Source organism: Flavobacteriales bacterium (assembly GCA_026129465.1).
Classification (GTDB): Bacteria; Bacteroidota; Bacteroidia; order Flavobacteriales_F; family PHOS-HE28; genus PHOS-HE28.
In genome coordinates this window covers 3,316,750-3,339,251 of the sequence record JAHCIA010000001.1, presented here as the reverse complement: position 1 = coordinate 3,339,251, position 22,502 = coordinate 3,316,750, and the positions used below count along the sequence as shown (strand labels likewise).

The 22,502-nt window shown below is 64.8% G+C and carries 18 protein-coding genes and 1 tRNA gene; 10 read left to right on the top strand and 9 right to left on the bottom strand.

Annotated features, from left to right (window positions below; translation table 11 throughout):
- Positions 1–40: 40 nt before the first annotated feature.
- Positions 41–1,336: a cyanophycinase gene (locus tag KIT10_14085; GenBank protein MCW5900391.1), complete on the bottom strand. Its 1,296-nt coding sequence runs from the start codon at positions 1,334–1,336 to the stop codon at positions 41–43.
- 48 nt (positions 1,337–1,384) lie between these two features.
- Between KIT10_14085 and KIT10_14080 the strand changes: the two genes are divergently transcribed.
- Positions 1,385–2,155: a hypothetical protein gene (locus KIT10_14080; protein MCW5900390.1), complete on the top strand. Its 771-nt coding sequence runs from the start codon at positions 1,385–1,387 to the stop codon at positions 2,153–2,155.
- A 140-nt stretch (positions 2,156–2,295) separates the two neighbouring features.
- On the opposite strand, the gene KIT10_14075 is transcribed toward KIT10_14080, so the two are convergent.
- A complete protein-coding gene (locus tag KIT10_14075; GenBank protein MCW5900389.1) occupies positions 2,296–3,690 on the bottom strand; it encodes an MATE family efflux transporter in 1,395 nt (464 codons plus the stop codon).
- Positions 3,691–3,826: 136 nt separating this feature from the next.
- Here KIT10_14075 and KIT10_14070 point away from each other — a divergent pair, with 136 nt between their 5' ends.
- Entirely contained in the window at positions 3,827–5,017 is a 1,191-nt protein-coding gene (locus KIT10_14070) for an OmpA family protein (protein MCW5900388.1), read from the top strand.
- A 126-nt stretch (positions 5,018–5,143) separates the two neighbouring features.
- Here KIT10_14070 and KIT10_14065 read toward each other — a convergent pair whose 3' ends face one another.
- Positions 5,144–5,398 (bottom strand): DNA-binding protein, encoded by a 255-nt coding sequence (locus KIT10_14065; protein ID MCW5900387.1) that lies wholly within the window; start codon positions 5,396–5,398, stop codon positions 5,144–5,146.
- A gap of 108 nt (positions 5,399–5,506) precedes the next feature.
- On the opposite strand from KIT10_14065, the gene KIT10_14060 reads away from it, so the two are divergent.
- The 3 genes from KIT10_14060 (at position 5,507) to KIT10_14050 (ending at position 11,036) form a co-directional block, all read left to right on the top strand.
- Positions 5,507–8,563 carry a hypothetical protein gene (locus KIT10_14060; protein ID MCW5900386.1) on the top strand — a complete coding sequence of 1,019 codons (3,057 nt, stop codon included), beginning with the start codon at positions 5,507–5,509 and terminating at the stop codon, positions 8,561–8,563.
- Positions 8,560–9,921, top strand: a complete 1,362-nt coding sequence (locus tag KIT10_14055) for a hypothetical protein (GenBank protein ID MCW5900385.1) — start codon at positions 8,560–8,562, stop codon at positions 9,919–9,921. The genes KIT10_14060 and KIT10_14055 overlap by 4 nt, the downstream gene beginning before the upstream one ends.
- A 101-nt stretch (positions 9,922–10,022) precedes the next feature.
- Positions 10,023–11,036, top strand: a complete 1,014-nt coding sequence (locus KIT10_14050; protein MCW5900384.1) for a T9SS type A sorting domain-containing protein — start codon at positions 10,023–10,025, stop codon at positions 11,034–11,036.
- Positions 11,037–11,060: 24 nt separating this feature from the next.
- Here KIT10_14050 and KIT10_14045 read toward each other — a convergent pair.
- Positions 11,061–11,134 (bottom strand) — tRNA-Ala (locus KIT10_14045).
- 315 nt (positions 11,135–11,449) lie between these two features.
- Here KIT10_14045 and KIT10_14040 point away from each other — a divergent pair.
- Entirely contained in the window at positions 11,450–11,818 is a 369-nt protein-coding gene (locus KIT10_14040) for a hypothetical protein (protein MCW5900383.1), read from the top strand.
- Positions 11,815–13,821: a hypothetical protein gene (locus tag KIT10_14035; protein MCW5900382.1), complete on the top strand. Its 2,007-nt coding sequence runs from the start codon at positions 11,815–11,817 to the stop codon at positions 13,819–13,821. The genes KIT10_14040 and KIT10_14035 overlap by 4 nt, the downstream gene beginning before the upstream one ends.
- A gap of 29 nt (positions 13,822–13,850) precedes the next feature.
- Here the strand turns inward: KIT10_14035 and KIT10_14030 are convergent, their stop codons facing one another.
- Together KIT10_14030 and KIT10_14025 are read right to left on the bottom strand one after the other, a co-directional pair.
- Positions 13,851–14,576, bottom strand: coding sequence for a hypothetical protein (locus tag KIT10_14030; protein ID MCW5900381.1), 726 nt, complete (start codon positions 14,574–14,576; stop codon positions 13,851–13,853).
- Between the two features lie 30 nt (positions 14,577–14,606).
- Complete coding sequence (locus KIT10_14025) at positions 14,607–16,283, bottom strand: formate--tetrahydrofolate ligase (GenBank protein ID MCW5900380.1); 1,677 nt, start codon at positions 16,281–16,283, stop codon at positions 14,607–14,609.
- 280 nt (positions 16,284–16,563) lie between these two features.
- Between KIT10_14025 and KIT10_14020 the strand changes: the two genes are divergently transcribed.
- On the top strand, positions 16,564–17,070 hold the full coding sequence (locus KIT10_14020) for a hypothetical protein (GenBank protein ID MCW5900379.1): 507 nt from the start codon (positions 16,564–16,566) through the stop codon (positions 17,068–17,070).
- Between the two features lie 47 nt (positions 17,071–17,117).
- Here KIT10_14020 and KIT10_14015 read toward each other — a convergent pair whose 3' ends face one another.
- A complete protein-coding gene (locus KIT10_14015) occupies positions 17,118–18,353 on the bottom strand; it encodes a hypothetical protein (protein MCW5900378.1) in 1,236 nt (411 codons plus the stop codon).
- Positions 18,346–19,443 carry a 3-dehydroquinate synthase gene (locus KIT10_14010; GenBank protein MCW5900377.1) on the bottom strand — a complete coding sequence of 366 codons (1,098 nt, stop codon included), beginning with the start codon at positions 19,441–19,443 and terminating at the stop codon, positions 18,346–18,348. Before KIT10_14010 ends, KIT10_14015 begins: the two co-directional genes overlap by 8 nt.
- 86 nt (positions 19,444–19,529) lie before the next feature.
- On the opposite strand from KIT10_14010, the gene KIT10_14005 reads away from it, so the two are divergent.
- On the top strand, positions 19,530–20,735 hold the full coding sequence (locus KIT10_14005) for a proline dehydrogenase family protein (protein ID MCW5900376.1): 1,206 nt from the start codon (positions 19,530–19,532) through the stop codon (positions 20,733–20,735).
- Between the two features lie 50 nt (positions 20,736–20,785).
- Here KIT10_14005 and KIT10_14000 read toward each other — a convergent pair whose 3' ends face one another.
- Positions 20,786–21,358 (bottom strand): cupin domain-containing protein, encoded by a 573-nt coding sequence (locus tag KIT10_14000; GenBank protein MCW5900375.1) that lies wholly within the window; start codon positions 21,356–21,358, stop codon positions 20,786–20,788.
- Between the two features lie 94 nt (positions 21,359–21,452).
- On the opposite strand from KIT10_14000, the gene KIT10_13995 reads away from it, so the two are divergent.
- Positions 21,453–22,481, top strand: coding sequence for an AraC family transcriptional regulator (locus KIT10_13995; protein MCW5900374.1), 1,029 nt, complete (start codon positions 21,453–21,455; stop codon positions 22,479–22,481).
- The last annotated feature ends 21 nt before the right edge of the window (positions 22,482–22,502 follow it).

Below are 22,502 nucleotides of genomic sequence, written 5' to 3'. Positions count from 1 at the left end.
ATCGCCGCTTCGGATCGCGGGAACAGGTGACACGCGTCACTCAATGTGCCGACAGCATCCAACTCCGGACGCCATCCGCCGAGCGTACCGTAAGGATCCGCAGTCCATGGGCGGATCCGTGCAGGCGCACACGCAAGCCTCCTTCATCCGGGATCACCTCCGTAGGAACAGGCCTGCCGAGCAGATCGATGACCATGGCGCTGAACGGTGGCCGCGGACCACGCAACACCCAGGTCTCCGTGGATCCGTCGTAGAGCAGCCGCACATCCTCCGATGAGGGATCCTCTGTGGCTGTGATGCAGTTCGGCGCAGGATCGCCGGCCATCGCCATGAACGTGCCGTTCTGCACGCTCCAACTCTGCCAGGTGCCGCCGCTGCCCGTGTTCCAATCATTCAGGTCGAAGGTGTGCGTGCCCTGCATGGTGCCCGGCACACGGTAGGCCTTCACCGCCTGGCCTCCGTGGTGCCAGGTGAGCGGAATGCCCGGCGTGATCGTCTCCGGGCCGTCGGGTTCCAGGCAGTTCACCTGCAGGAAGAAAGCGAAGTCCTGGAAGGCGGGATACTCGCCATAGACCCGCGCGATGCCCTCGGGATCCACGCATACCGCCACATACTCCTCGCTGGCGATGCCCTTCACATCCCAACCGTGGTCCGCCAGTGTGCGCGCCATGAACACCGTGTGGCGTCCGCGCCGGTCGGGGTTGTCGTAGTGCGTGTCGGTGACCACTTGCTCCATGTAGGGCACTTCCAGAAATGGCTGCGTACTCACCGTGACCCCGGGGTGGTAAGGGTTGGCCAGGGCCTGCGCGCTGGTCACCGAACTCACCTGGGCGGTGAAGTTCGCACCACCCAGGATGGCCATGCCCGCGCTGGTGCCACCGATGACGATGCCGCGCTGTTGGATGGCCTCGTTGATCAAGGTGGCCACGGGCGTGTCGCGCCAATAGTTCACATAATTCCACTGGTCCCCACCGGCGAACCAGATGGCCTCCGCCTCCTGGATGCGCTGGTGCACATAGGGCACATAGGCGGCCGTGGCATTGTCGAAGCGGATCGTCTCCACGCGGTTGATGGTGACACCCAGTTCGCTGTAGAAGTAGTTGTTGTAGCCATTGCTGCCGCTGGCCCGCAGCACCAGCACATCACCGCCATTGGCGCGCTGCAGGAACCACTTCATGGCCTCGTCGTTCTCGGTGGCGCCCCCCATGAGGCAAACCCCGCCAAGCGGCTCGGTGGTGATGCTGTTCGGGTTGCCGGTGATCCAGGTCGTATAGCCTTGGGCGAGGAGGCCATGGATGCCGGCGATCAAGAGAAGCGAAAGGCAGAGGTGGCGCATGACGGTGGCGTAAGTGGGACGAAGATCGCGATCTACTTTTGGCCGTCCATGCGCAACGGCCTGTCCATACTGGTGCTCCTTTCCCTGTTGGGCCTGCCTTTCCATGGCCGCGCGCAATTGAACAACTGGGACCCCGGGTGGTACCCCACGGACACCACGCTGATCTTCCACGATGACCTGGACTACTTCCTCAACGGATACAGCCAGCGGGAGATCAAGGCCATGCGGAAACAGGTGAACATTTTCCGCATGAACTTCGACAAGCTGATGCGGAAGACCATCCGGGAGATCCGCACCTACAGCGAGGGCGGTGGCATGGTACCACGCACCCACGACTTCACCCTGCCCGAGGCCAATGCCGGCACACCCTACACGCTCAGTGCCCACGAGGGCAAGATCCGCGCGTTCATGTTCGGCACCGTCACCAACCCGCCGGCGCGTGTGCAGGTCGAACGCTGGAGCCGCCTGCTGAAGAAATACGAGAAGGAACCCGTGCAACTCTTCGTGATCTACGGCCGCGAGTTGCATCCCGAGGACCGCAAGTCCTTCAAGGCCTTCCCGCTGCCCAGGACGGATGCCGAGAAGACCGGCTACGCGAAGGAGTTCGCCAAGCTGGGCGGTCTGCCGGTGCTGGTGGATGGCCTGGACAACAGGGTCTACGACCTCTACGGCCGTGCACCGAACGGGGCCTTTCTCGTGGACGCGGACGGCAACCTCGTGTTTCGGGGCACCTGGGCCGACGACCGCAAGATGGAGCACATGATCGACACGCTCCTGCGTTGGTACAAGGCGGGGAAGCCGGCGGGGTTCGCTCCGTAGTTGTTGGCCCTCGGCCATTGACGTTGGAGCCTGCCTGCCGGCAGGCAGGGTTGAAAAATTGGAGGTTGGTCGGCAGACCCTGTGCCGTCCGGCAGCTCCGCGACCTTCAAACCATCAACTTCCAACCTCTCAACTCCACTTCACACCTTCACCAACTTCCACCTCCCCATCTTGAAGATCGCCGCGCTGAGCACCGCCAGGATGCTTTCGCTGATGGCGATGGAGGCGAACACACCGGTGACGCCCCAGCCGAGCGTTCGGGACAGGAACCAGGCGAGCGGGATCTCGATGATCCAGAAGCAGATGATGTTCATCCACGTGGGCGTGAGCGTATCGCCCGCACCATTGAAGGCCTGCGCCAGCACCATGCCGTAGGCGTAGAAGAAATAGCCGAGGCAGATGATGCGCAGCGCCTCCACACCGTAGCGCGCCACCAGCGGATCGAAGGTGAAGAAGGACACGATCCAGGGTGCGGTGGCCCAGAAGAAGAGCGCGATGCCCACCATGAAGAACATGTTGTAGTGGCCGATGAGCCACGCGCTGCGCTCCGCCCTGTCCGGCTCCCTGGCACCCAGGTTCTGACCCACCAGCGTGCTGGCCGCGTTGGCCATGCCCCAGGCCGGCATGATGCTGAACATGATCACACGCACCGCTATGGTGTAGCCCGCCACGGCGGCGCTGCCGAAGACCGCCACGATGCGCACCAGGAACACCCAACTGAGCGATGGGATGATGAATTGCGCCACGCCACCGGCGCTCACTTTCACGATGGTCCACAACACGGCCGGGTCGAGGCGCGTCTCCGAGCGAAGCAATATGATGCGGCCTTTGGGACGCGACAACGCCCAGAGTTGATACATCACCGCCGTGCCCCGGCCGATGGTGGTGGCCACCGCCGCACCCGTGACGCCCATCTCGGGGAAGGGCCCGATGCCGAAGATCAGCAGCGGGTCCAGGACGATGTTGATGCCGTTGGCCACCGCCAGCACCCGCATGGCCATGGCCGCATCGCCCGCGCCGCGATAGACCGCATTGTTCACGAAGAGCAGCAGGATCACGATGTTCGAGGCGAACATCACCTGCGTGTAGCCGGTGCCCACGGCGAGCACACCGGCCTCGGCACCCATCAGCCGCAGGATGTCGCCCGCGAAGAGAAAGCCGGGCACGGCGATGCCCAGACCCAGCACAGTGGCGAGCAGGATGCCCTGCATGGCCGAGCGCGATGCCCCGCGTGGATCATGCTCGCCGCTGCGCCGCGCCACCACGGCCGTCACGCCCATGCCCAGACCCCAGGCCAGCGAGTAGATGATCATCAACACGCTTTCGGTGAGGCCCACCGTGGCGATGGCGTCCGTGCCCAGGCGGCTCACGAAGAAGGCGTCCACCAAGGCGAACACGCTTTCCATCCCCATCTCCAGCACCATGGGAATGCTCAGCAGCACGATGGCGCGCCGGACCCCCATACGGGTGAAGTCCTGGTCCTCGCCACCGCAAATGGCATCGCGAACAAGCGCAAGGATGGATCGCAAGGACATGGGATGATGAGGTGAGGAACGCGCGTGGGACGCGCCAAGGGGCGGCGAAGTTACCCGGGGGCGCCCACGATCGGCTGTTCAAACCAAGCGAACGCCGCCGCCGCCGACCCTGGAACGCCCCGGTACTTTTGATCGCATGGAACGCAGCCTTGCCTTGTCGCTTGTCCTGGTGGCCGTCATTTCGCAGTCCGCTGCTCAGAATGTGTTGCAACGCGCCTTGCAGCACGACACCATGCCCAACCTGGTACCGAACCCGGGCTTCGAGGAGTTCGTGAAGCCCTTCTGCGGCTGGACGCAGGACGTGGAGAAATTCAACAGCAACGTGGCCTACTGGAACTCGCCCACGCAGACCACGCCCGACCTCTTCACCACCAAGAACGACCCCGATTGCTGGGCGCATCCTGCCAAGCACAGCAGCGGCAAGCAATCACCGCGCACCGGCCACGCCATGGCGGGGATCAAGATCTACGGCAAGGGCAACACACCCACCTTCTGGCACGAGTACCTGCAGGTGGAACTCATGGAACCTCTCGCGCAAGGCACACGCTACATCGCCGAATGCTGGGTGCAGCGCGCCGTGAAGAGCAACGAGGCGAGCAACAACATCGGCCTGCTGCTCACCGACGTGCCGATCGCCACGCGCGACAACCTGCCGCTGCACATCACCCCCACGGTGAACGAGGAGAAGGTGGTGAAGAAGAGCGGCTGGCACAGGGTGAGTGGTGTGTTCGAAGCCGGTGGTGGCGAGCGCTATCTGCTGATCGGCAACTTCTACGGCGATGACCACACGCAGCATGAGCGCATGCCCGAGGGTGAACGCGGCGGCTACTATTTCGTGGACGACGTGAATGTGCGCTTGGCACCGCCGGGCACCGCGCTATCGCCCAAGCCCAGGGAAAGCGTGCCGCCCCCGCCGCGCCAGGTGCCCGTGCAGCACGCCAGCAGCACGGCCGTGGACATCCACACCATCGAGCCGGCCGTGGGCACACGTGTACGCTTGGACAATGTGCACTTCGCCTTCGACAAGGCCGACCTGTTGCCGGGCTATGAGAAGGAACTGGACAATCTGGTGGACCTGATGATCGATTTCCCCTTCCTGCGCGTGGAGATCGAAGGCCATACGGACGATCAGGGCAGTGAGGCCTACAACGACAAGCTGAGTGATGCGCGCGCCAAGGCCGTGGTGGACCACCTGCTGAAGAAGAAGATCTCCGCGGAGCGCATCAGTTGGAAGGGCTATGGCAAGCGACAACCCCAGGTACCCAACACCAGCGAGGAGAACCGCGCCTTGAACCGGCGCGTGGAGTTCCGCATCGTGGAGCGGTAGATGGTGCGCCCGCGCCCGGGAGCGCTTGGTGTGCGGAACGAAGTGCCGCCAAAAAGAAAGCGGCCCGTGGGTACAGACCGCTCTCTTTCCGCACGCGGCGGAAGTTCGTTGACCAGCCGCCGCCACTCAGGCGTGGGCGGGTACCTCGCCGAGGATCCGCTTGGCCAGATCCAGGATGCGGGTATCGTCCAAGGACACCACGCCACCGTCGGGTCCCTCTTCGAGATGTACCCCCATGGGCTTCCCATTCGGGTGGCTGTATCCTCCAAAATAGTTCCACACGGTCTCCACGTTCAGGTCGAGCTCCTTGGCGATGCGGTGGATGCTCCCATCGGGCAGGTTGTCCTTGATCCGCCGCAGTTCATTGAAGGTGATGTTCATGCTTGGATGGGATTGTGGTTCGACGCGGATGAAGGTAATGCCCGGATGACCCGATCCCAAATCCGATCGGCACGCCGCATGGAAAGGCCGCGCGCCTATCTTCCGGCCATGCTCCGCACCCCGCGCGCCCTGCTCCACCAAGCGATCCGGCTTGGCCTGGTGGCGCTGGCCGGGGCGGCACAGGCGCAGCAATACGATGTGCGCACCTATGGCTTGGAGCACGGCCTCCCCAGCGCTTCGGTGCATGCCCTCCGCGAGGACAAGGCTGGATTCCTGTGGATCGCCACCGATGGTGGGGCGGTGCGCACCGATGGGCTCCACTTCACCACGTTCGGGCTGCGCGATGGCCTGCCCACCGAGGGCGTCACGGCCCTTTGCGCCATGCCTGGCGGCGGCATGTGGCTGGGCCTGCCCAATGGCGACCTGGCCCGCGTGGAAAGTGGAGGCATCGCCGTGCTGCAAGCCCCGATCAACGCGCGCCATGTGGTAAGCTCGATCGCGACGGACCTGCAAGGCACCGTCTACGCGGCCACGACGGGCGGGCAGGTGATCGTCCACGCCGGGAATGGTATCAGCGTGATGGACCAGGGCCAGGGTCTGCCCGGCAGTGCGGTACGCGTGCTCGTTTGGAGCGGCCAGAGCCGATTGCTGGCCGGCACCGATCAGGGTTTGTACGAATTGCGGCAAGGACACTGGCATGCCCTGGCGGTGAACAGTGAACTCCCCGGCCCCCAGGTCTTCGCCTTGCATGCCGACAGCTTGGGTGTCCTCGTCGGCACATCGCATGGCTATCTGGAACTGGACCGTGACCTGGCCCCCCTGCCACCCGCGGAACGCTTCATGGGCGCCTTCCCCATCGCCCTGCCCGATGCCCGTGTACTGTCCGTCATGCGGTCGCGGGCGGGTGACATCTGGCTGGGCACCCCCGCTGGCATGCACCAATTGACCCGCAGGGGTGGGCAACCCCTGTTGCGCATCATTGGCGAGGCGAACGGCCTGGGCCATGGCCTGGTGCGATGCGTGCTGCAGGACCGGAGCGGCGCGGTCTGGGCGGGGACGGGGTTCGGTGGCATAAGCAAGGTGGTGAGTGCCGCCTTCCTGCATTTCACGGAACGCGACGGGTTGGGTTCGCGCATCGTCAGTGCCATCCGCCGCACCCCCGATGGCCTGCTGTGGATGTCCACCCTGGGTGGTGGCGTGGCGCGCTGGGATGGTACGGCCCTGCGTGTCTTCAGCATGGCCGAAGGACTCACCGACCCCTATGTCACCTGCCTCGCCGAGGACCAGCAGGGCCATCTGATCGCGGGCACGGCCTCGCATGGCATCTTCCGCCTGGAGGTCGATCGGTTCAAACCCATGGGCCACCTGGCGACCGACGCGGGCATCATCCGCACGATCGCCGTGGACGATGAGGATGGCCTTTGGGCCGGCAGCGCGAAGGGGGTGTTCCACCGCGCGGCCGGGCAGCCTTGGCAAAAGATCGGACCATTGGGACCCATGGTGGTGCATGCGCTGCTGCCTGTACCGGAAGGCATCCTGGCAGCCACGGACGATGGCCTGCAACGCGTGGATCGGGCTGCTGGCACCATTCACCCGCATGCCCTGCCAGGCGTGAAGGCCACCAGCATCGCACGCGACAGCCGCGGCAACCTGTGGGTGGGCAGCGAGGGTGCGGGCCTGTGGCGCGTATCGGCGGACACCGCGATCGGTATCGGCATGGACCAGGGCCTACCCAGCCCCAGTGTGGAGCAAGTGCTGCTGGATGCCTATGAGAACCTGTGGGTGGGCACCCGGCAGGGTTTCGCCTACATCGAACTCGATGAACTGCAGGAACGCGTCCTGCGCGTGACCACACATGGGCGGCCCGACGGTTTCCTATGCCCGGAGGCCTTCAGGAACGCGTGCATGCTGGATGGCGACAGTACCCTCTGGTTCGGCACCGTGCGCGGCGCCACGCGCCATGACCCACGCCAGCGGCTGGTGGAGGCCCGCGAACCCAGCGTACATATCACCGATCTGCGGCTCTTCTTCGAAAGGCCGGACTGGAGCCCGTGGTGCAAGGGTTTCGATCCCGATGGCCTGCCCGTCGACCTCGAGCTGCCGCACGACCGCAACCACCTCACCTTCGCTTTCACCGGCATTTCGCTGGCCTACCCCGAGCAGGTACGCTACCGCTACATCCTGGAAGGCCATGACCCGGACTGGTCGCCGATCACCGCCACGGACCGCGTGACCTACAGCAACCTGCCACCGGGCGACTATGTTTTCCAGGTGGAAGCGCGCAACACCCGTGGCTGGACCCCCGACCCGGTCCGCTTCGCCTTCCGCATCACACCGCCCTTGTGGGCCACCACACCCTTCAAAGCAGGGACGGCCGCCGCGTTGCTGTTGCTGCTGGCCGGTATCGTCCGGCTGCGCGAACGGCGCCTGCGACGTGACCGGGAACGGCTGGAGACCATCGTTGCCGTCCGGACCCGCGAGCTGGCCACCGAGAAGGACCGCAGCGAGCGCCTCCTGCGCAACATCCTGCCGGCCAGCACCGCCGAGGAACTCAAGACGCGCGGCACCGCCGAAGCCCGCAGGCACGAGCAGGTCACCGTGCTCTTCGCCGATTTCGCCGGATTCACCGGCCACAGCCAGGAGATGGACAGCCGCGATCTGGTGGCCGACCTGGACCTCTTCTTCCGCCGCTTCGACCGGCTCTGCGACAAGCACGGCGTAGAGAAGATCAAGACCATCGGCGACGCCTACATGTGCGCCAGTGGTGTACCGGACCCTTGTGCCGACCATGCCCTGCGGGCGGTACGGCTGGCCATGGACATGATCGACTCGGCCGGCGAGGTGAATGCGGAACGCCGCACCAAGGGGCTGCCGGAGTGGACACTGCGTGTGGGCATCCACAGCGGACCGGTGGTGGCCGGCGTGGTGGGCGAGAAGAAATTCGCCTACGACATCTGGGGCGACACGGTGAACCTCGCCAGCCGCATGGAAAGCAATGGCGCACCGGGCCGGGTCAACATCAGCGGCGCCACCTATGCACTGGTGATGGACCACATCGAAGCCGTGCCACGCGGTCCGGTGAAGGTGAAGGGCAAGGGCCAGGTGCAGATGTACTACGTGGAGCGTGAGCGATCCGCCCACGTTGAACCGGGACCGAGGGCATGAAGCAGCATCTTCCCACCGCCGCCACGCTGTTCTGTGCCACCGGGCTCATCCTGCTACCTGCGCTGTACAACGGCTTTCCGCTGGTGTATTCGGACACCGGCACCTACCTCCGTTCCGCCTTCATGGACTATGTGCCACCGGACCGGCCCTATTGGTACGGGGGCTTCATCCGGTTGACGAGCCTGGGCGGCTGGAGCCTGTGGGGACCGGTGGTGATGCAGGCGTTGCTGTGCGCTCTGCTCTTGTGGGCCTTGTGGCGGCGCTTCGGCAGCGGCGCGCGTGTCCCGTTCCTGATCACGGTGGGCGTGCTGGCCTGGTGTACCGGACTGGGCTGGTACGCGAGCCAGCTGGTGCCGGACATCTTCACCGCATTGGGGGCCATGGCAGGCTTGCTGTTGATCGCCGGCCGGCTTGGCTTGCTGGCCAAATGCGCCCTGGCACTGCTGTTGTTCTTCGCCTGCTGGGTGCACCTGAGCAACGTGGCGATCATGCCGCTCGTGCTGCTCGTTTCCGCGATCGCCGCGCACCGCGCAGGAATACGGATCCCCTGGTCACGCGCCATCCCCATGGCCGGCCTGCTGATCACGGCGTGGCCGCTCTCCCGCATCGCGGTGAGCAACCTCATCGGCCAGGAAGACAAGGCGGGCTACACGCATGTGTTCCTCATGGGCCGCCTGGCCGAAACGGGCATCCTCGAAGCCTGGCTGGATACGTATTGCGACACGGAGCATTACGGCATCTGTGCCCATCGTGACAGCCTGCCCACCACTTCGCGCGAGTTCCTCTGGAGTGATCGATCGCCGTTGATCTGGCAGGGCGGGCAGGAAGCTGTGCGGAAGGAGTACCAGGCCATCTTGCTGGGCACCTTGACCGATCCACGTTACCTGGCGCTGCATGCGGGTGCGAGCCTGCAAGGCCTGCTGGGCAATCTGGCCATCACCCGTGTGGGTGATGAACTGGAGAACAGCTGGTACCGCGATCCCGGCAGCCCGCCCCACTATATGATCGCCGAGAATGTGCCCGCGCATCTGCCGGCCTTCCGCGCGGCGCGCCAGAACACCGGCGATGGCCGCCTGGGGCTGCACGTGGTGGATCGCATCCATCCATGGATCCTTATCCTCTCCTGCGCAGGCTGGATCGTTCTGCTTTCACCCTGGGGAAGGGGAAGACGTGGTGAACACGGCCTTGTCCTGCTGGTCTTCGGCATGGCGGCCGTGGTGATCGCCGCCTGGGTGTGCGGCACCCTGAGCACGGTGGACACACGCTTCATGGCACGCACCGCCTGGCTGCTGCCGTGGTGCGTGGCGGTGGTGTCGTCACGTCATCCGGATCCAAGCGCCGATAGGAAGGACCGCTGAGTGCTCGCGACACACCTTGTTGTGGATAGTTCCTGCCGCGCTGTCCCCCACAAGGGTCCATTCGGGCCGTACTATCGTGTGCACATCAAAACCGCATGACCATGGGAAACAGACATGTCCTCCTGCCCGCCGTCTTGTGCACCACCGTGCTGGCGGCACAGACCCTGGACCAGGCGAACAATGCCCCGGTACCCGGCCAGTACTTCACCTTCCACCAGACCAACAATGTGCCTCCAGGTCCCGGGGGTGCCAACCAGGTCTGGGACTTCAGCAACATGCCCACTGGCGCACCGGTCTTCTTCAACTACATGGCACCGGCCGCCACCCCATTCGGCGCGGTCTTCCCCAATGCCACCGTGGCGATGCTCGATGTGCACAACGACTACCGATACATGCAGGCCACATCCAGCGGGATCGATCTGCTGGGCCACTATTCCAGCATGATCAGTTCGCTGATCATCTACCAGGACCCTGAGAAGACCATGGGGTATCCATGCGGCTATGGCTGCAGCTGGTCGGACAATTTCAGCAGCAACTTCTCCAGCAGTGGAACACCGGTGGTGCGCACCGGCACCATCAACGGACTGGCCGACGGATACGGGACCATCATGATGCCATCCGGCACATACGGCAACGTGCTGCGCGTCCGCACCATCGAGGACTACACCGACGTGGTGGCTGGTGGCCTCTACATCATCAACTACCTGTTCACCCACTATTCGTGGTACCTGCCAGGCACGCCCGTGCCCCTGATGTCCGTGCACGACCAGGTGACCACCACCAACGGGGTGCCCAGCCCGGTGCTCTTCGCCCGCTACCTCACCAGCAGTCCGCTGGGAAGCTCCGCGGAGGACCCGATCACCGCGGCCGTGAGCATTTATCCCAATCCGGCCCGCGACCGGGTGGAGGTGGCCTTCGGCAGTTCCGGAAGCGCCTATCAACTGGAAGTGGTCGATGCCACCGGCCGCGTGGTGCTGACCGATGGACCGGCCGGCCATCCGCCAGGTATCGGGCGGATCACGCTGGAGGTGGGAGGGCTGTCCTCAGGTGTCTACACGGCCCGCCTGCGGGATGCCCAAGGGACCACGACCACAGGACGTTTCGTGGTGGAATAGGCCAGTGGTGACCGGCCTTCCCGGTGGAGCTGATGGGAGTCGAACCCACGACCTCGTCATTGCGAACGACGCGCTCTGGCCAGCTGAGCTACAGCCCCGGTAGGGCCGCGAAGATCGGTACTGGGACCATATCCTGATGCGGTCCCGGCCGGTTCAATGCGTGCATTCCGGCTCCCCATGGTCAGACCGGCACACCACGTTGGTGGTGCGATATGATCCTGCCGTCAAGTGCGGAGGTCGTCTGGCCATGACGGCCCCCGGTCTCGTGGGATGGACCCCTGGTCGAACCCTGGTTCGAGGATCGGCGCGCCTTTTCGGGTCGGGAACAAGGAAGGGTCTACAAGACAGGCTGGATATTCCACCACGAATCGCGATCCACATCCCATGGCTCAGGATACCTTTACATGGCGAACATGCCCAAAGCAATTCCCATCGGCACAAGTTGGCGCATCATGGCCCGATCGATCGCGGTCGTGCTCTGCGTCACGGGCGCCTTGGCGCTGCAGGCCCAGGAACGCCCGGGTGATGTGGGCATGATGTTCTCGCTGTCCGCAGTGGAGGACCATGCCACGGCCAAGCCTGTGCTCAAGGCCCTGATGGAGTCTGAAGGCGTGCACCAGGTGGCCTTCATCCCGGGATGCGTCTGTTTCAAACTGTTCGGCGCCGGACTCACGGAAGCCGCGCTGCGCGCCGACATGCAATCCTGGGGCTACGAGATCGATGGCAAGGTGGTGGTGGGCAAGCCCCAGCACACGAGCGAATCGCCCGCATGGAAGGAATGACCCGCATCACCGCCAGCGGACTGCTGCTGATCGCCGGCCTGGCGGCACCCACGATGTCGCAGGGCCAGAGCGCCACCTGCGCCGGTGCGACCCTGATCGGTTGCGGCGCGTCCGTTTCCGGCAGCACGATAGGCTTCCCCGCGCAGAATGGCCCCGCATGCGGCACGGCCGCCAACAGCGTTGGCCCAGGGGTGTGGTTCCGCTTCGTCGGCACCGGCGTCAATACGGTCGCCTCGCTATGCGGCAGTGGCTTCGATACGCAGATCCGTGTGTTCTCCGGCGCATGTACTGGCCTCACGTGTGTGGCGGGCAATGATGACTTCTGTGGATTGCAGTCACAAGTGACCTGGTTCGCCGCCAACGGGGTGACCTATTGGATCCTGGTACATGGCTTCGGTGCCGCACAAGGCAACTATACACTGAACCTCACCTGCGCCGGACCGCCACCGAACGACGTCTGCGGCGCCGCCATCATCATGACCTGCGGCAGCTCGGTCACAGGCAACACCTCCTTCGCTGGCGCCGATGTGGCCCCCTTCTGCGGCACCGGCGATGGCACCGGCGGCGGGGTGTGGTACCGTATCACCGGCACGGGAACCAACATCACCGCCTCCTTGTGCGGCAGCGGCTACGATACCCGGATCAGGGTGTACACCGGCGTCTGCACCGCGCTCACCTGCGTGAATGGCAACGATGACTTCTGCGGTCTGCAATCCGAAGTGACCTGGCTCGGTGTGAACGGTGTCACCTATTACATCCTGGTACATGGTTGGGCGGCTTCACAAGGGCCCTTCATCCTGAACATCACCTGCCCACCGCCACCGCAGCCCATGTGCTACGACTACACCACCATCCCCTTCCTGGCCGAGCCGCATGCGGGCACACAATTGTTCCTGTCCGACGACATCCACAGCACGGTCATCCCCATCGGCTTCAGCTTTTGTTACAATGGCGCCAATTACACCCAGTGCCTGATCTCCTCCAACAACTACATCACGTTCAACACGGCCAACGCGAGCACATACTCAAGTTGGGTCACGCAGGCGATACCGACGAACAATCCGATCTACGTGACCAACGCCATCCACAGTCCGTGGCAGGACATCCACCCCGGCATCGGCGGCAACATCCGCTACCAGACCGTGGGCACGGCACCGAACCGTCGCTTCATCGCCAGCTACTTCAACGTGCCCATGTACGATTGCCCCTCGCAGCTTTATACCAGTCAGACGATCCTGTATGAGGGCTCCAACTGCATTGCCACCATGATCGGTAGCAAGCCGATCTGCACACAGTGGAACAATGGACACGCGGTGCATGGCCTGAACAATGGCTCGGGCACGGGGGCCACGGTGATCCCCGGCCGCAACAACACGCAATGGACAGCCTTCGCCGAGGGCCGCGTGTTCGCGCCCACCTGCGCACCCTGCTCCACGGCCACCACCATGGACTGCCTGGGCCTGATCCTGCCCGTGGAACTGGCGTACTTCACGGGCCACGCTTCCGGCCCGGCCAACGTGCTGTTGTGGGCCACCGCCAGCGAGGAGAACACGCACTACTTCAGCGTGGAGCGCAGCGCCGATGGCGAGAACTTCACGGGCATGCAGATGGTGGATGCCGCGGGTCACAGCATGGAGACCCGCCACTACCGTTTCGATGACCAGATGCCCCTCGCGGGCACGAGCTACTACCGCCTCCGCATCGTGGACCATGATGGCAGCATGAAGCTCACGGACATCGTGGCCATCGACCGCATCGGTGGCGGAGGTGTGGTGGTGTGGCCCAATCCCGCGCTGGACGGCACGGTATACGCTGCACTTCCCCAGCACCTGCCCCTGCCGGCCGACTTACTTGTACGCGATCTCGCCGGCCGGTTGGTGCGCACGCTGCGGGTGACCAGCCACGCCGGTCCTGTCGCCATCGAAGGCCTGGCCAGCGGCTCCTATCTGCTGGAAGCCCCCGCCCTGGGTCCAGGCTCCTCGCGGATCTTCATGGTGGAGTGAGCCGGAGCGCTCGTCCGCTTCGTGGTCTTTCAGAACCGCAGCCCCACCCCTGCTGTGATCAACAACGCGTTCATGCGCTGCTTCAAGTCCTCCACGTAGGCCATGCGATCCACTTCCGCGTCGTTGACGATCTCGATGAAGATGGCCCGGACCTGCCGGAAACGCGCCTGGCCTCCCCACAGATCGGCATCGGCCACCAAGGTCCAGCGCTCACCGAGATCGTATCGGTAGCCCGCGCCGAAGCTGATGGCGAAGCCTGTGGCCTGGCCTACCTCGCGCAGCATGCGGATGCCTTCACCATCCTGCACGCCTGTGGCGTCCGTTTCAGGCGATCGCGCGAACAGCGCGCCCACCATGCACCGCAGTTCGATGTGTGATCGCGGCCCCTGCGGTACGATGCCGAACGCGCCGAACAACACGGTGGCCATCTCCCATGGGCCGCTGCGCAGGGTCCAATCCAATTCCGGCGGCCCTACCGGAACCTCACGCGCCCAGGCCGCTTCATCCACGGCATGGCGCTGCACGCGCAAGGCGGCGGTCAAGCCCCAGTCATCCTGCAGGCGATGTGTGAAGGTGATCGCACCGGCAGGACCCGGCTGCGCGAAACCGGAACTGCGCGCACGGAACGACTTGTTCGCCAGATCGTTCATCGGCAATGCCGCACCGAAGGCGATGGAAACGGCGGACTTCGATGGCGCTCTCTGGTCCACCTCCTGTGCACGGGATCCGACCGGCCACAACAGCACCGAAAACATCACCGCGATGATGTGGCGCTCGGGCATCGATCAGCTCAGACCTGTGATCACACCCTGCGCGTCGATGTCCATCCCTTCAGCTGCGGGCGTTTCCGGCAGGCCGGGCATGCGCATGATCTCACCGCAGATGGGCACCACGAATCCGGCACCGGCGGCGATCTCGATGTCGCGCACGGTGATGCGGAAGCCGGTGGGCGCCGCACGCAGGGCCTTGTCGTCGCTGAAGCTGTACTGCGTCTTGGCCATGCAGATGGGCACGCCCTCCAGCCCGAGTTTCGCGATGCGCTTCAAGGCGACAAGCGCCTCGCCGGTGTAGTCCACACCATCCGCGCGGTAGACCTCGCGGGCGATGATGGCGATCTTGTCCTGGATGGACAGGGACAGGTCGTAGAGTGGCTTGAACTTGCTTTCGCCACTTTCCGCTGTGCGTACCACAGCCTCTGCCAATGCGGTCATGCCCGCACCACCCTGCGCGAAGCCCTGGGCCAGCACGGCATCCACACCACGCTCCGCGCAATACTTCTTCACCAGCTCGATCTCAACGTCGGTGTCCGTGGGGAACTGGTTGATGGCCACCACGGCCTTCACGCCGAACTTGTTCATGTTCTCGATGTGGCGGCCCAGGTTGGCCAGACCCTTCTCCACCTTGTCCGGCGCGGCTTCGTTCACCATCTTGATGTCGGCACCACCGTGATAGCGCAAGGCCCGGATGGTGGCCACGACCACGGCGGCATCGGGCTTCAGGCCCGCCGCGCGGCACTTGATGTCGAAGAATTTCTCCGCGCCCAGGTCCGCGCCGAAGCCGGCCTCTGTCACCACGTATTCGCCGAGACTGAGACCCATGCGCGTGGCCAGCACGCTGTTGACGCCCTGTGCGATGTTGGCGAAGGGGCCGCCGTGCAGGATGGCGGGATTGCCCTCCAGCGTCTGCACCAGGTTGGGCTTGATGGCGTCCTTCAACAGAATGGCCATGGCGCCCTCGGCCTTGAGGTCGCGCGCGTACTTCGGCTCGCGGGCCCAGGTCTGCCCGATGTAGATATCGCCCAGCCGCTTCTTCAGATCCTCGAAACTGGTGGCCAGACAGAGGATCGCCATCACCTCGCTCGCCGGGGTGATGTTGAACCCATCCTGGCGCGGCACGCCGTTGCCAGTGCCCCCCAGGCCGATGACGATGCTGCGCAGGGCGCGATCGTTCATGTCCATCACACGCTTCCAGCTGATCGTGCGCGGATCGAGGCCCAGTCCGCGTGTGCGGCTCTGCACGTTGTTGTCGATCAGCGCGGCCAGCAGATTGTTGGCCTTCTCGATCGCAGCGAAGTCGCCGGTGAAGTGCAGGTTGATGTCCTCCATGGGCACCACCTGCGCGTAACCGCCACCGGCCGCGCCGCCCTTCATGCCGAAGACCGGCCCGAGCGATGGTTCGCGCAGCACCACCACGCTTTTCCTGCCCAGCCGGCACAGGCCCTCGTGCAGGCCGATGCTTGTGGTGGTCTTGCCCTCCCCGGCGGGCGTGGGGCTCAGCGCCGTCACCAGCACCAGCTTCGCCCGCTTCATGCGCCCTTCATCGATCAGCGAGAGCGGCAGCTTGGCCTTGTAGTGACCGTAAGGCTCGATCAGGGCGCTATCGACGCCCAGGCCGGCGGCCACTTCAGCGATGGGCTTCATGCGCGCGGCTTGCGCGATCTCAAGGTCGGTGGGGAAGGGCATGTGTGCTTGTATTGTGGCCGTGTCTTAGGGGATCTCCGAACGGTGTCGTGCGGGGGCCGGGCCACCGCCGATCGACCACGGCAGCGCAAGGTATTCGCTGTCCGCTTAGGTCGTTCACGTTACCCGGACCGCGTGTGCGCATTCCCCTTCCATGGACCAGCGCTGCCCGCTCCTTCTTTCCATGTGCCTGCTCGCCTGTGTTCCCGAGGGTCCCGTTGCCTCGCGGGTGACCGAACCTATCGGCGGACCTTGTGATGGTTGCGAGGAACTGTGCGCCGGTATGCCTCTGCGAGACTCCATCGCGAGCGTATTGTGGCTCACGCCTCCCGGCGAGCCCGGGGAGGCCATGCTCATGGAAGGCACGGTGCTGATGGCGGACGAAAGGACACCGGCCGCTGACGTGGTGCTTTACATCCACCACACGAACACGGAAGGACTGTATATCCCTGCACCCGGACAACAGCATGGGCGGCGGCATGGACGGTTGCGCGGCTGGGCGCGTACAGGGGCCGATGGCCGTTTCAGCCTCCACAGCATCAGACCGGCTCCCTACCCCGGGGAGAACGCGCCCGCCCACATCCACATCTTCGTGGAAGAACCCGGGAAGAACGTCTATTACATCGATGAGGTGCGTTTCCTGGACGACCCACTCCTGACGGCACCGCTCCGCGCATCAAGGGAGGGGCGTGGTGGTGACCTCGACATCCACCTGTTGCGTGACGAACAGGGAACATGGCGCGGTCACCTGCGGATCGTTCTCGGGCGGAACATTCCGCACTATCGCTGAGTCGCGCATGGATGCCAGTTCAAGCGCGGCACCATGGGGTGGCAGCACTATCGCTCCACCACGAACCCCGCCGTGCGCAGGTCGTCCCAGTAGCCGGGATAACTCTTGTCCACCACGCGCGGATCGCGGATGGTGATGTGGCCGAGCACAGCGGCGAGCGGTGCCAGCGACATGGCCATGCGGTGGTCGGCCTCGGGATCAAGAACGGTGTTGCTGGCGCGCAGCGGATGCGCATCGGCCCGCAAGGTGAAGCTCCCTTCATGGGCATCGGCGATCCTTCCCATCGTCTGCAAGGCCGCTTGCACGGCACGCAGGCGATCGGTCTCCTTCACACGCAGATTGTCCAAGCCGGTGAGGATGGCCGCATCGCCCCGGGCGGCGAGGGTGAAGGCCAGTGGTTGGAAGAGATCGGGCGTGTGGCGCAGATCGGCGGTGGTGCCGCCGCGATGCGGCGCTTCCCAGGACCGTACCTCTTCGCGATGCGTGAGGCGCAGACCGACAGGTGTGTCCTGGCTCTCCACCCAGGTGGCCCACAGGTGCCGTGCTTCACGATCGCCCTGCAGCGTGTCGTCATGCAGACCGACCAGTTCGACCTCCGCGCCGGGTGAAAGCGCCACCACTTCATACCAGAAGGCCGCCGCGCTCCAGTCCGGGGGAACTTGCAGCGTGGTAGGCACGAGTCCGCCGGGCGGCACACTCACGCCGTCCATCTCCATCGCCGGGAACACGCCATACTCCGCCAAGAGCTTCAGGGTCATGTGTACATATGGCTCGCTGAGGCGTGTGCCGGTCCAGTGCAAGCGAAGACCCTCCTTCATCACGGGCGCCACCAGCAGCAGCGCGCTGAGATACTGGCTGCTGATCGGCGAGTCGAACCGTACGGTGCCGCCTTTCAATCGGCGGCCACGCACCAGCATCCCTTCGGCCATTGGCGTGATGTCCGCACCGACGGCGCGCAGGGCCTCCACCAGGTCGCTGTGCGGGCGTGCCAGCAGGCGTGGTGTTCCGGTGACCAGGTGCTCCTCGCCTTCCTGCGCGGCGGCCCAGGCGAGCAGGAAGCGGAAGGTGGTGGCACCCGCGCCACAATCCAGTACACGCGGCCGATGGCGCAGGGCGGCGAGCAGGGCGCGCGTGTCATCGCCATCGCCGGGATCCCTCACGCTGTCCGCATCGCCGGCCAATGCGGCGAGTACCAGCGCGCGGTTGGCCACGCTCTTGCTGCGTGGCGGTACGATACGGGCACGCAGTGGCGCTCCCGGCACGTGGATGGTCACTTCAGACATGTGCCGTGATGGATCGGTAATGGTCCAGTGCCTGCCGCACCTGGTCGGCGTCCACACGCATGTCGATGCGGCCGCGCCCGATGGCCTCCAGCAGGGTGAAGCGGAATCCGTCACCGCTGTTCTTCTTGTCGTTGCGCATCAACTCCAGGAGGCGATGATCGTCCATGGTGTCCGACGGGATATGCTTGAACAGACCCATGAGGTGGCTGGTGATCCGGTCCCGATCCCCGGCGGGCAACTGGCCCAATTCCGTGCTTAGCCAGGCGGCGCATATCATACCGGCCACCACGGCCTCGCCATGCAGGGGCGCATGCCGCCCCCCTTCCCAGCCCTGCGCTTCCAAGGCATGTCCGATGGTATGGCCGAAGTTGAGCAGCCGGCGCGGTCCCTGCTCCAGCGGATCACCGCTCACCACCGCGGCCTTGATCGCCACCGAGCGTTCCACCAGCGGAGCGAGCGCTTCGAGGTCGTGCAAGGGGGCGTCCACGATGGCCGCCCAATGCGCCGCGTCACAGACCAGCCCATGCTTGATCATCTCCGCCAGTCCATTGAGGAGTTCACGCTTGCCCAGGGTGCGCAGGAAGGGCAAATGCACGAACACCCCCAGCGGCTTGTGGAAGAGTCCGACGATGTTCTTCACCCCCGCGAGGTCCACCGCGGTCTTGGCGCCGATGGCGGCGTCGGCCATGCCCATGAGCGTGGTGGGCACGTGGATGTGGCGGATGCCACGCTTGTAGGCGCCCGCAACGAAGCCACCGAGATCGGTGACCACCCCACCGCCAAGACAGATCAGCACGGCATCGCGGCCCGCGGCCTCCTCCGCGAGATGTTCCCACACCGCTTCGCACATGGCGATGCGCTTCGATGTTTCACCGGGTGGAATGGCGATGGTGGGCGCATCGCGCAACGCGGGCACATGGGCGAGCAGTTCGGGCAGGCAATCGCGCAGCGTGTTGTCATCGCCCAAAATGAAGGTCTGTGGCGTACCGGGCCATGCGGCGATCGTGCCTTCCAGGGCCGCGAGCGCATGCGTGCCACAGGCCACCGGGCAGCCGTCGGCATCGAACAAGCGTACGTCCAGGGGCGTCATGCCATCGCTACATTTGGCCCGGCCTGCGGCCTTTGTCCAAAGGAACGAAGGAACGGGCCACGCGCCCACAGGCGAGACCGCACGCCATGCCGCACCCCGCAGGCACCGCCACCGAAGCCCCGCAGGCCCTGCCCGATCCAGGCGATACCCGCATCGCCTTCGCCGACAAGAGCGACGCCGACCTCTGGCGCGCCACCTGGCTGTTCCGCATCATCGGCACGCCCTGGCTTTCCGCCTTCGGCCAGCGCATGTCGCAGGCGGCCCTTTCCCTGCGTCTGCCCGTGAAAGGCATGATCAAGGCCACCATCTTCAAGCAGTTCTGCGGCGGGGAGACCATCGAGGAAAGCCTCCGCACGGCGGAGAAGTTGGCGCGCAGCGGCATCGGCACCATCCTGGACCATAGCGTGGAGGGACAGGATGATGAGGTCGCGCTGGACGACACGGTGCGCGAGGTGCTGCGGACGATCGCCGTGGCGAAGGAGCGGCGCGACATCCCCTTCTGCGTTTTCAAACCCACGGGCATCAGCCGCACGGAACTGCTGGCCGAGGTGAGCGCGGGCAAGACCTTGGACGCCTCGGAGGAAGCCGAATGGCACCGTGTGCGCTCCCGGATGACGCGCCTGTGCGATGCGGCGGTGGAAGCTGGCATCCCCCTGCTGGTGGATGCCGAGGAGAGTTGGCTGCAACCGGCGATAGACACGCTGGTGGAGGAGATGATGGCGCGCTGCAACCGCGAACGCGCGATCGTATGGAACACCGTGCAACTGTACCGCCACGACCGGCTGGCCTATCTGAAAGGCTGCCACGAACGCGCGCGCGCCGCAGGGCACCACATCGGCCTGAAACTGGTGCGCGGCGCCTACATGGAAAAGGAACGTGCGCGCGCCGCGGAACACGGCTACCCCTCACCCATCCATGTGGACAAGCACGCCGTGGACCGCGACTACGATGCGGCCCTCACCTACTGCCTGGAGCAGGTGGGCAGTATCGCCTTCATGGCGGGCACGCACAACGAGAAGAGTTCACAACTCCTGGCCCGCCTGATGCACGATCGCGGTCTGCGGCATGATGACCGCCGCATCTGGTTCGCACAGCTGCTGGGCATGAGCGACAACATCAGCTACAACTTCGCGGCCACCGGCTACAACGTGGCCAAGTACGTGCCCTATGGCCCGGTGCGCGAGGTGCTGCCCTACCTCATTCGCCGCGCGGCCGAGAACACCAGCGTGAAGGGCCAGACCGGCCGCGAACTGGGCCTGCTGCTGGCGGAACGGCGGCGCAGGAAGGGTTGAAAGGCCCGTCCTGTGTCCCTTCGGCATGCCGGCTTCCCGCAGCCCGGCGGTCATACGGCCACACCGGCCGGTCCATCGGGACTGAGCCGCGGATGGAACTTCCGGAAGCCGAATAGCGGCGCGATCGAGCCCGCCATCGCGCTGAGGAACTTCTGCAGCCAGAGCGGGGCGGCGGTCAGGTACACCTTGTACACGTTCATCATCACCAAGGCGTCCATCAGGCGCGGGCCGCCATCGGGCGTGCATTTGCCTTGGGCGGCCAGCCCCCATACCTGCTCGAACATCGTTTCGGTGTTCAACGCCGGGGTGAAGGTGACATGGAACGAGAGTTCCCGCTCCTTGGAAACGTTCCACCACTGATGGGGCGCGCCCTTGGGCACCAGCGCCACATCACCGGGATGCAGCATGCGCCGCTCACCGTTCAACAATAACTCCATGCTGCCCTCGAGGATCTCAAAGCGTTCGTCCTGCTCCGGGTGGATATGCTCCACCGAAGCGTATCCGCCGGGTTCCACGTCCAACCTGAACCGCAAATGCCGGCCTGCGGTGGTAGCGGCGGTCTCCAACCAGGTGATGGTCTCCCCGGTGATGGGGTGCGAAAGGGTCTGTCCGATGCGTGCCATGTTCGTTGATGGTTTTTGATGCCGCGAACTTGGCAGGACCTGGACGGGGGGTGATTTGGCGGAAACGCCAATTGATCGGGAACTTGCGCCAGGCATGTTCGCCACCATCCACATCATCCGCAAGATCGTCCATGGCGCCGTGGCACGCGGCGCCTCGCTCGATGCGCTATGCCACACCATCGGCCTTACGCCCCAGGAGCTCAATGCCATGGACCAATTGTTCCACGGCGTGGACCCCGTGGTGGCCCTGTGGACCAAGGCGCAGGAGGCCACACAGGACGAACTCCTGGGGCTGCACATCGGCGAGGAGGTCACGCCCACCGTGGCCGGGCTCACCGGATACCTGATGAACACCAGCCCGAACATGCGCGATGGGTTCATGCGTTTCGCCGAATATCAGCGGCAGGTGACCGGATGGATCCACCACGAGGTGGTGGCCACAACCAACAGCTTCATGCTCACCACCCGGGTGGAACCGCAGCTGCTGCACCTGCCCGGCCATGTGCTGCGGCATGTGACGAACATGGGTCTGGTCGCTTACACCCGGCTGCCCGGCATGCTCACCGGCCTGCCCATCCTTCCGAAACGTGTGGAGATCGCCTACACCGGGCAACGTTACCTGGAGGAGTGCCGGAGGGTGCTGCGCTGCCCGGTCACGCTTTCGGAGGACATGAACCGTGTGCATTTCGACCCGGCGGACATGGAACGGCCGCTGCTTACGCACGATCGCTCCCTCCATGCCATGTTCACCAGCCTGCTGCGAACGCATGAGCGGGAGGCCCGCGATCGTGAACGGTTTTCGGACAAGGTGAAATCGGCCCTGCTGAGCGACTTCCAAGGCCAGACACCGGGGTTGACGGTGATGGCCGCCCACCTGAACATGAGCGCACGCACCCTGCAGCGCAAACTGGAGGAAGAGGAAGTGAGCTACCGGGCGCTGACCCAGGAAGTGCGCAGGGAGTTCGCCGAGGACCTGCTGAGGAACTCCACTTACACATTGGCGCACATCGCCGACCTGTTGGGCTTCGCCGATGCCAGTTCCTTCAATGTGGCCTTCAAGCAATGGACCGGCACGACACCAGGCAGCTTGAGACGAACCGATAGCGGCCCTGCCAGCGCCTGAGCGCCGACCGTCCCAAAGAGA

Excerpts from the sequence above, each read along its gene's own strand:
- KIT10_13995 (MCW5900374.1), top strand. The coding sequence starts at position 21,453 with ATGTTCGCCACCATCCACATCATCCGCAAGATCGTCCATGGCGCCGTG.
- KIT10_14040 (MCW5900383.1), top strand. The coding sequence starts at position 11,450 with ATGCCCAAAGCAATTCCCATCGGCACAAGTTGGCGCATCATGGCCCGA.
- KIT10_14060 (MCW5900386.1), top strand. The coding sequence starts at position 5,507 with ATGCTCCGCACCCCGCGCGCCCTGCTCCACCAAGCGATCCGGCTTGGC.
- KIT10_14085 (MCW5900391.1), bottom strand. The coding sequence starts at position 1,336 with ATGCGCCACCTCTGCCTTTCGCTTCTCTTGATCGCCGGCATCCATGGC.
- KIT10_14005 (MCW5900376.1), top strand. The coding sequence starts at position 19,530 with ATGCCGCACCCCGCAGGCACCGCCACCGAAGCCCCGCAGGCCCTGCCC.
- KIT10_14015 (MCW5900378.1), bottom strand. The coding sequence starts at position 18,353 with ATGTCTGAAGTGACCATCCACGTGCCGGGAGCGCCACTGCGTGCCCGT.
- KIT10_14035 (MCW5900382.1), top strand. The coding sequence starts at position 11,815 with ATGACCCGCATCACCGCCAGCGGACTGCTGCTGATCGCCGGCCTGGCG.
- KIT10_14065 (MCW5900387.1), bottom strand. The coding sequence starts at position 5,398 with ATGAACATCACCTTCAATGAACTGCGGCGGATCAAGGACAACCTGCCC.
- KIT10_14010 (MCW5900377.1), bottom strand. The coding sequence starts at position 19,443 with ATGACGCCCCTGGACGTACGCTTGTTCGATGCCGACGGCTGCCCGGTG.
- KIT10_14030 (MCW5900381.1), bottom strand. The coding sequence starts at position 14,576 with ATGTTTTCGGTGCTGTTGTGGCCGGTCGGATCCCGTGCACAGGAGGTG.
- KIT10_14055 (MCW5900385.1), top strand. The coding sequence starts at position 8,560 with ATGAAGCAGCATCTTCCCACCGCCGCCACGCTGTTCTGTGCCACCGGG.
- KIT10_14050 (MCW5900384.1), top strand. The coding sequence starts at position 10,023 with ATGGGAAACAGACATGTCCTCCTGCCCGCCGTCTTGTGCACCACCGTG.
- KIT10_14070 (MCW5900388.1), top strand. The coding sequence starts at position 3,827 with ATGGAACGCAGCCTTGCCTTGTCGCTTGTCCTGGTGGCCGTCATTTCG.
- KIT10_14020 (MCW5900379.1), top strand. The coding sequence starts at position 16,564 with ATGCCTCTGCGAGACTCCATCGCGAGCGTATTGTGGCTCACGCCTCCC.
- KIT10_14075 (MCW5900389.1), bottom strand. The coding sequence starts at position 3,690 with ATGTCCTTGCGATCCATCCTTGCGCTTGTTCGCGATGCCATTTGCGGT.
- KIT10_14080 (MCW5900390.1), top strand. The coding sequence starts at position 1,385 with ATGCGCAACGGCCTGTCCATACTGGTGCTCCTTTCCCTGTTGGGCCTG.
- KIT10_14000 (MCW5900375.1), bottom strand. The coding sequence starts at position 21,358 with ATGGCACGCATCGGACAGACCCTTTCGCACCCCATCACCGGGGAGACC.
- KIT10_14025 (MCW5900380.1), bottom strand. The coding sequence starts at position 16,283 with ATGCCCTTCCCCACCGACCTTGAGATCGCGCAAGCCGCGCGCATGAAG.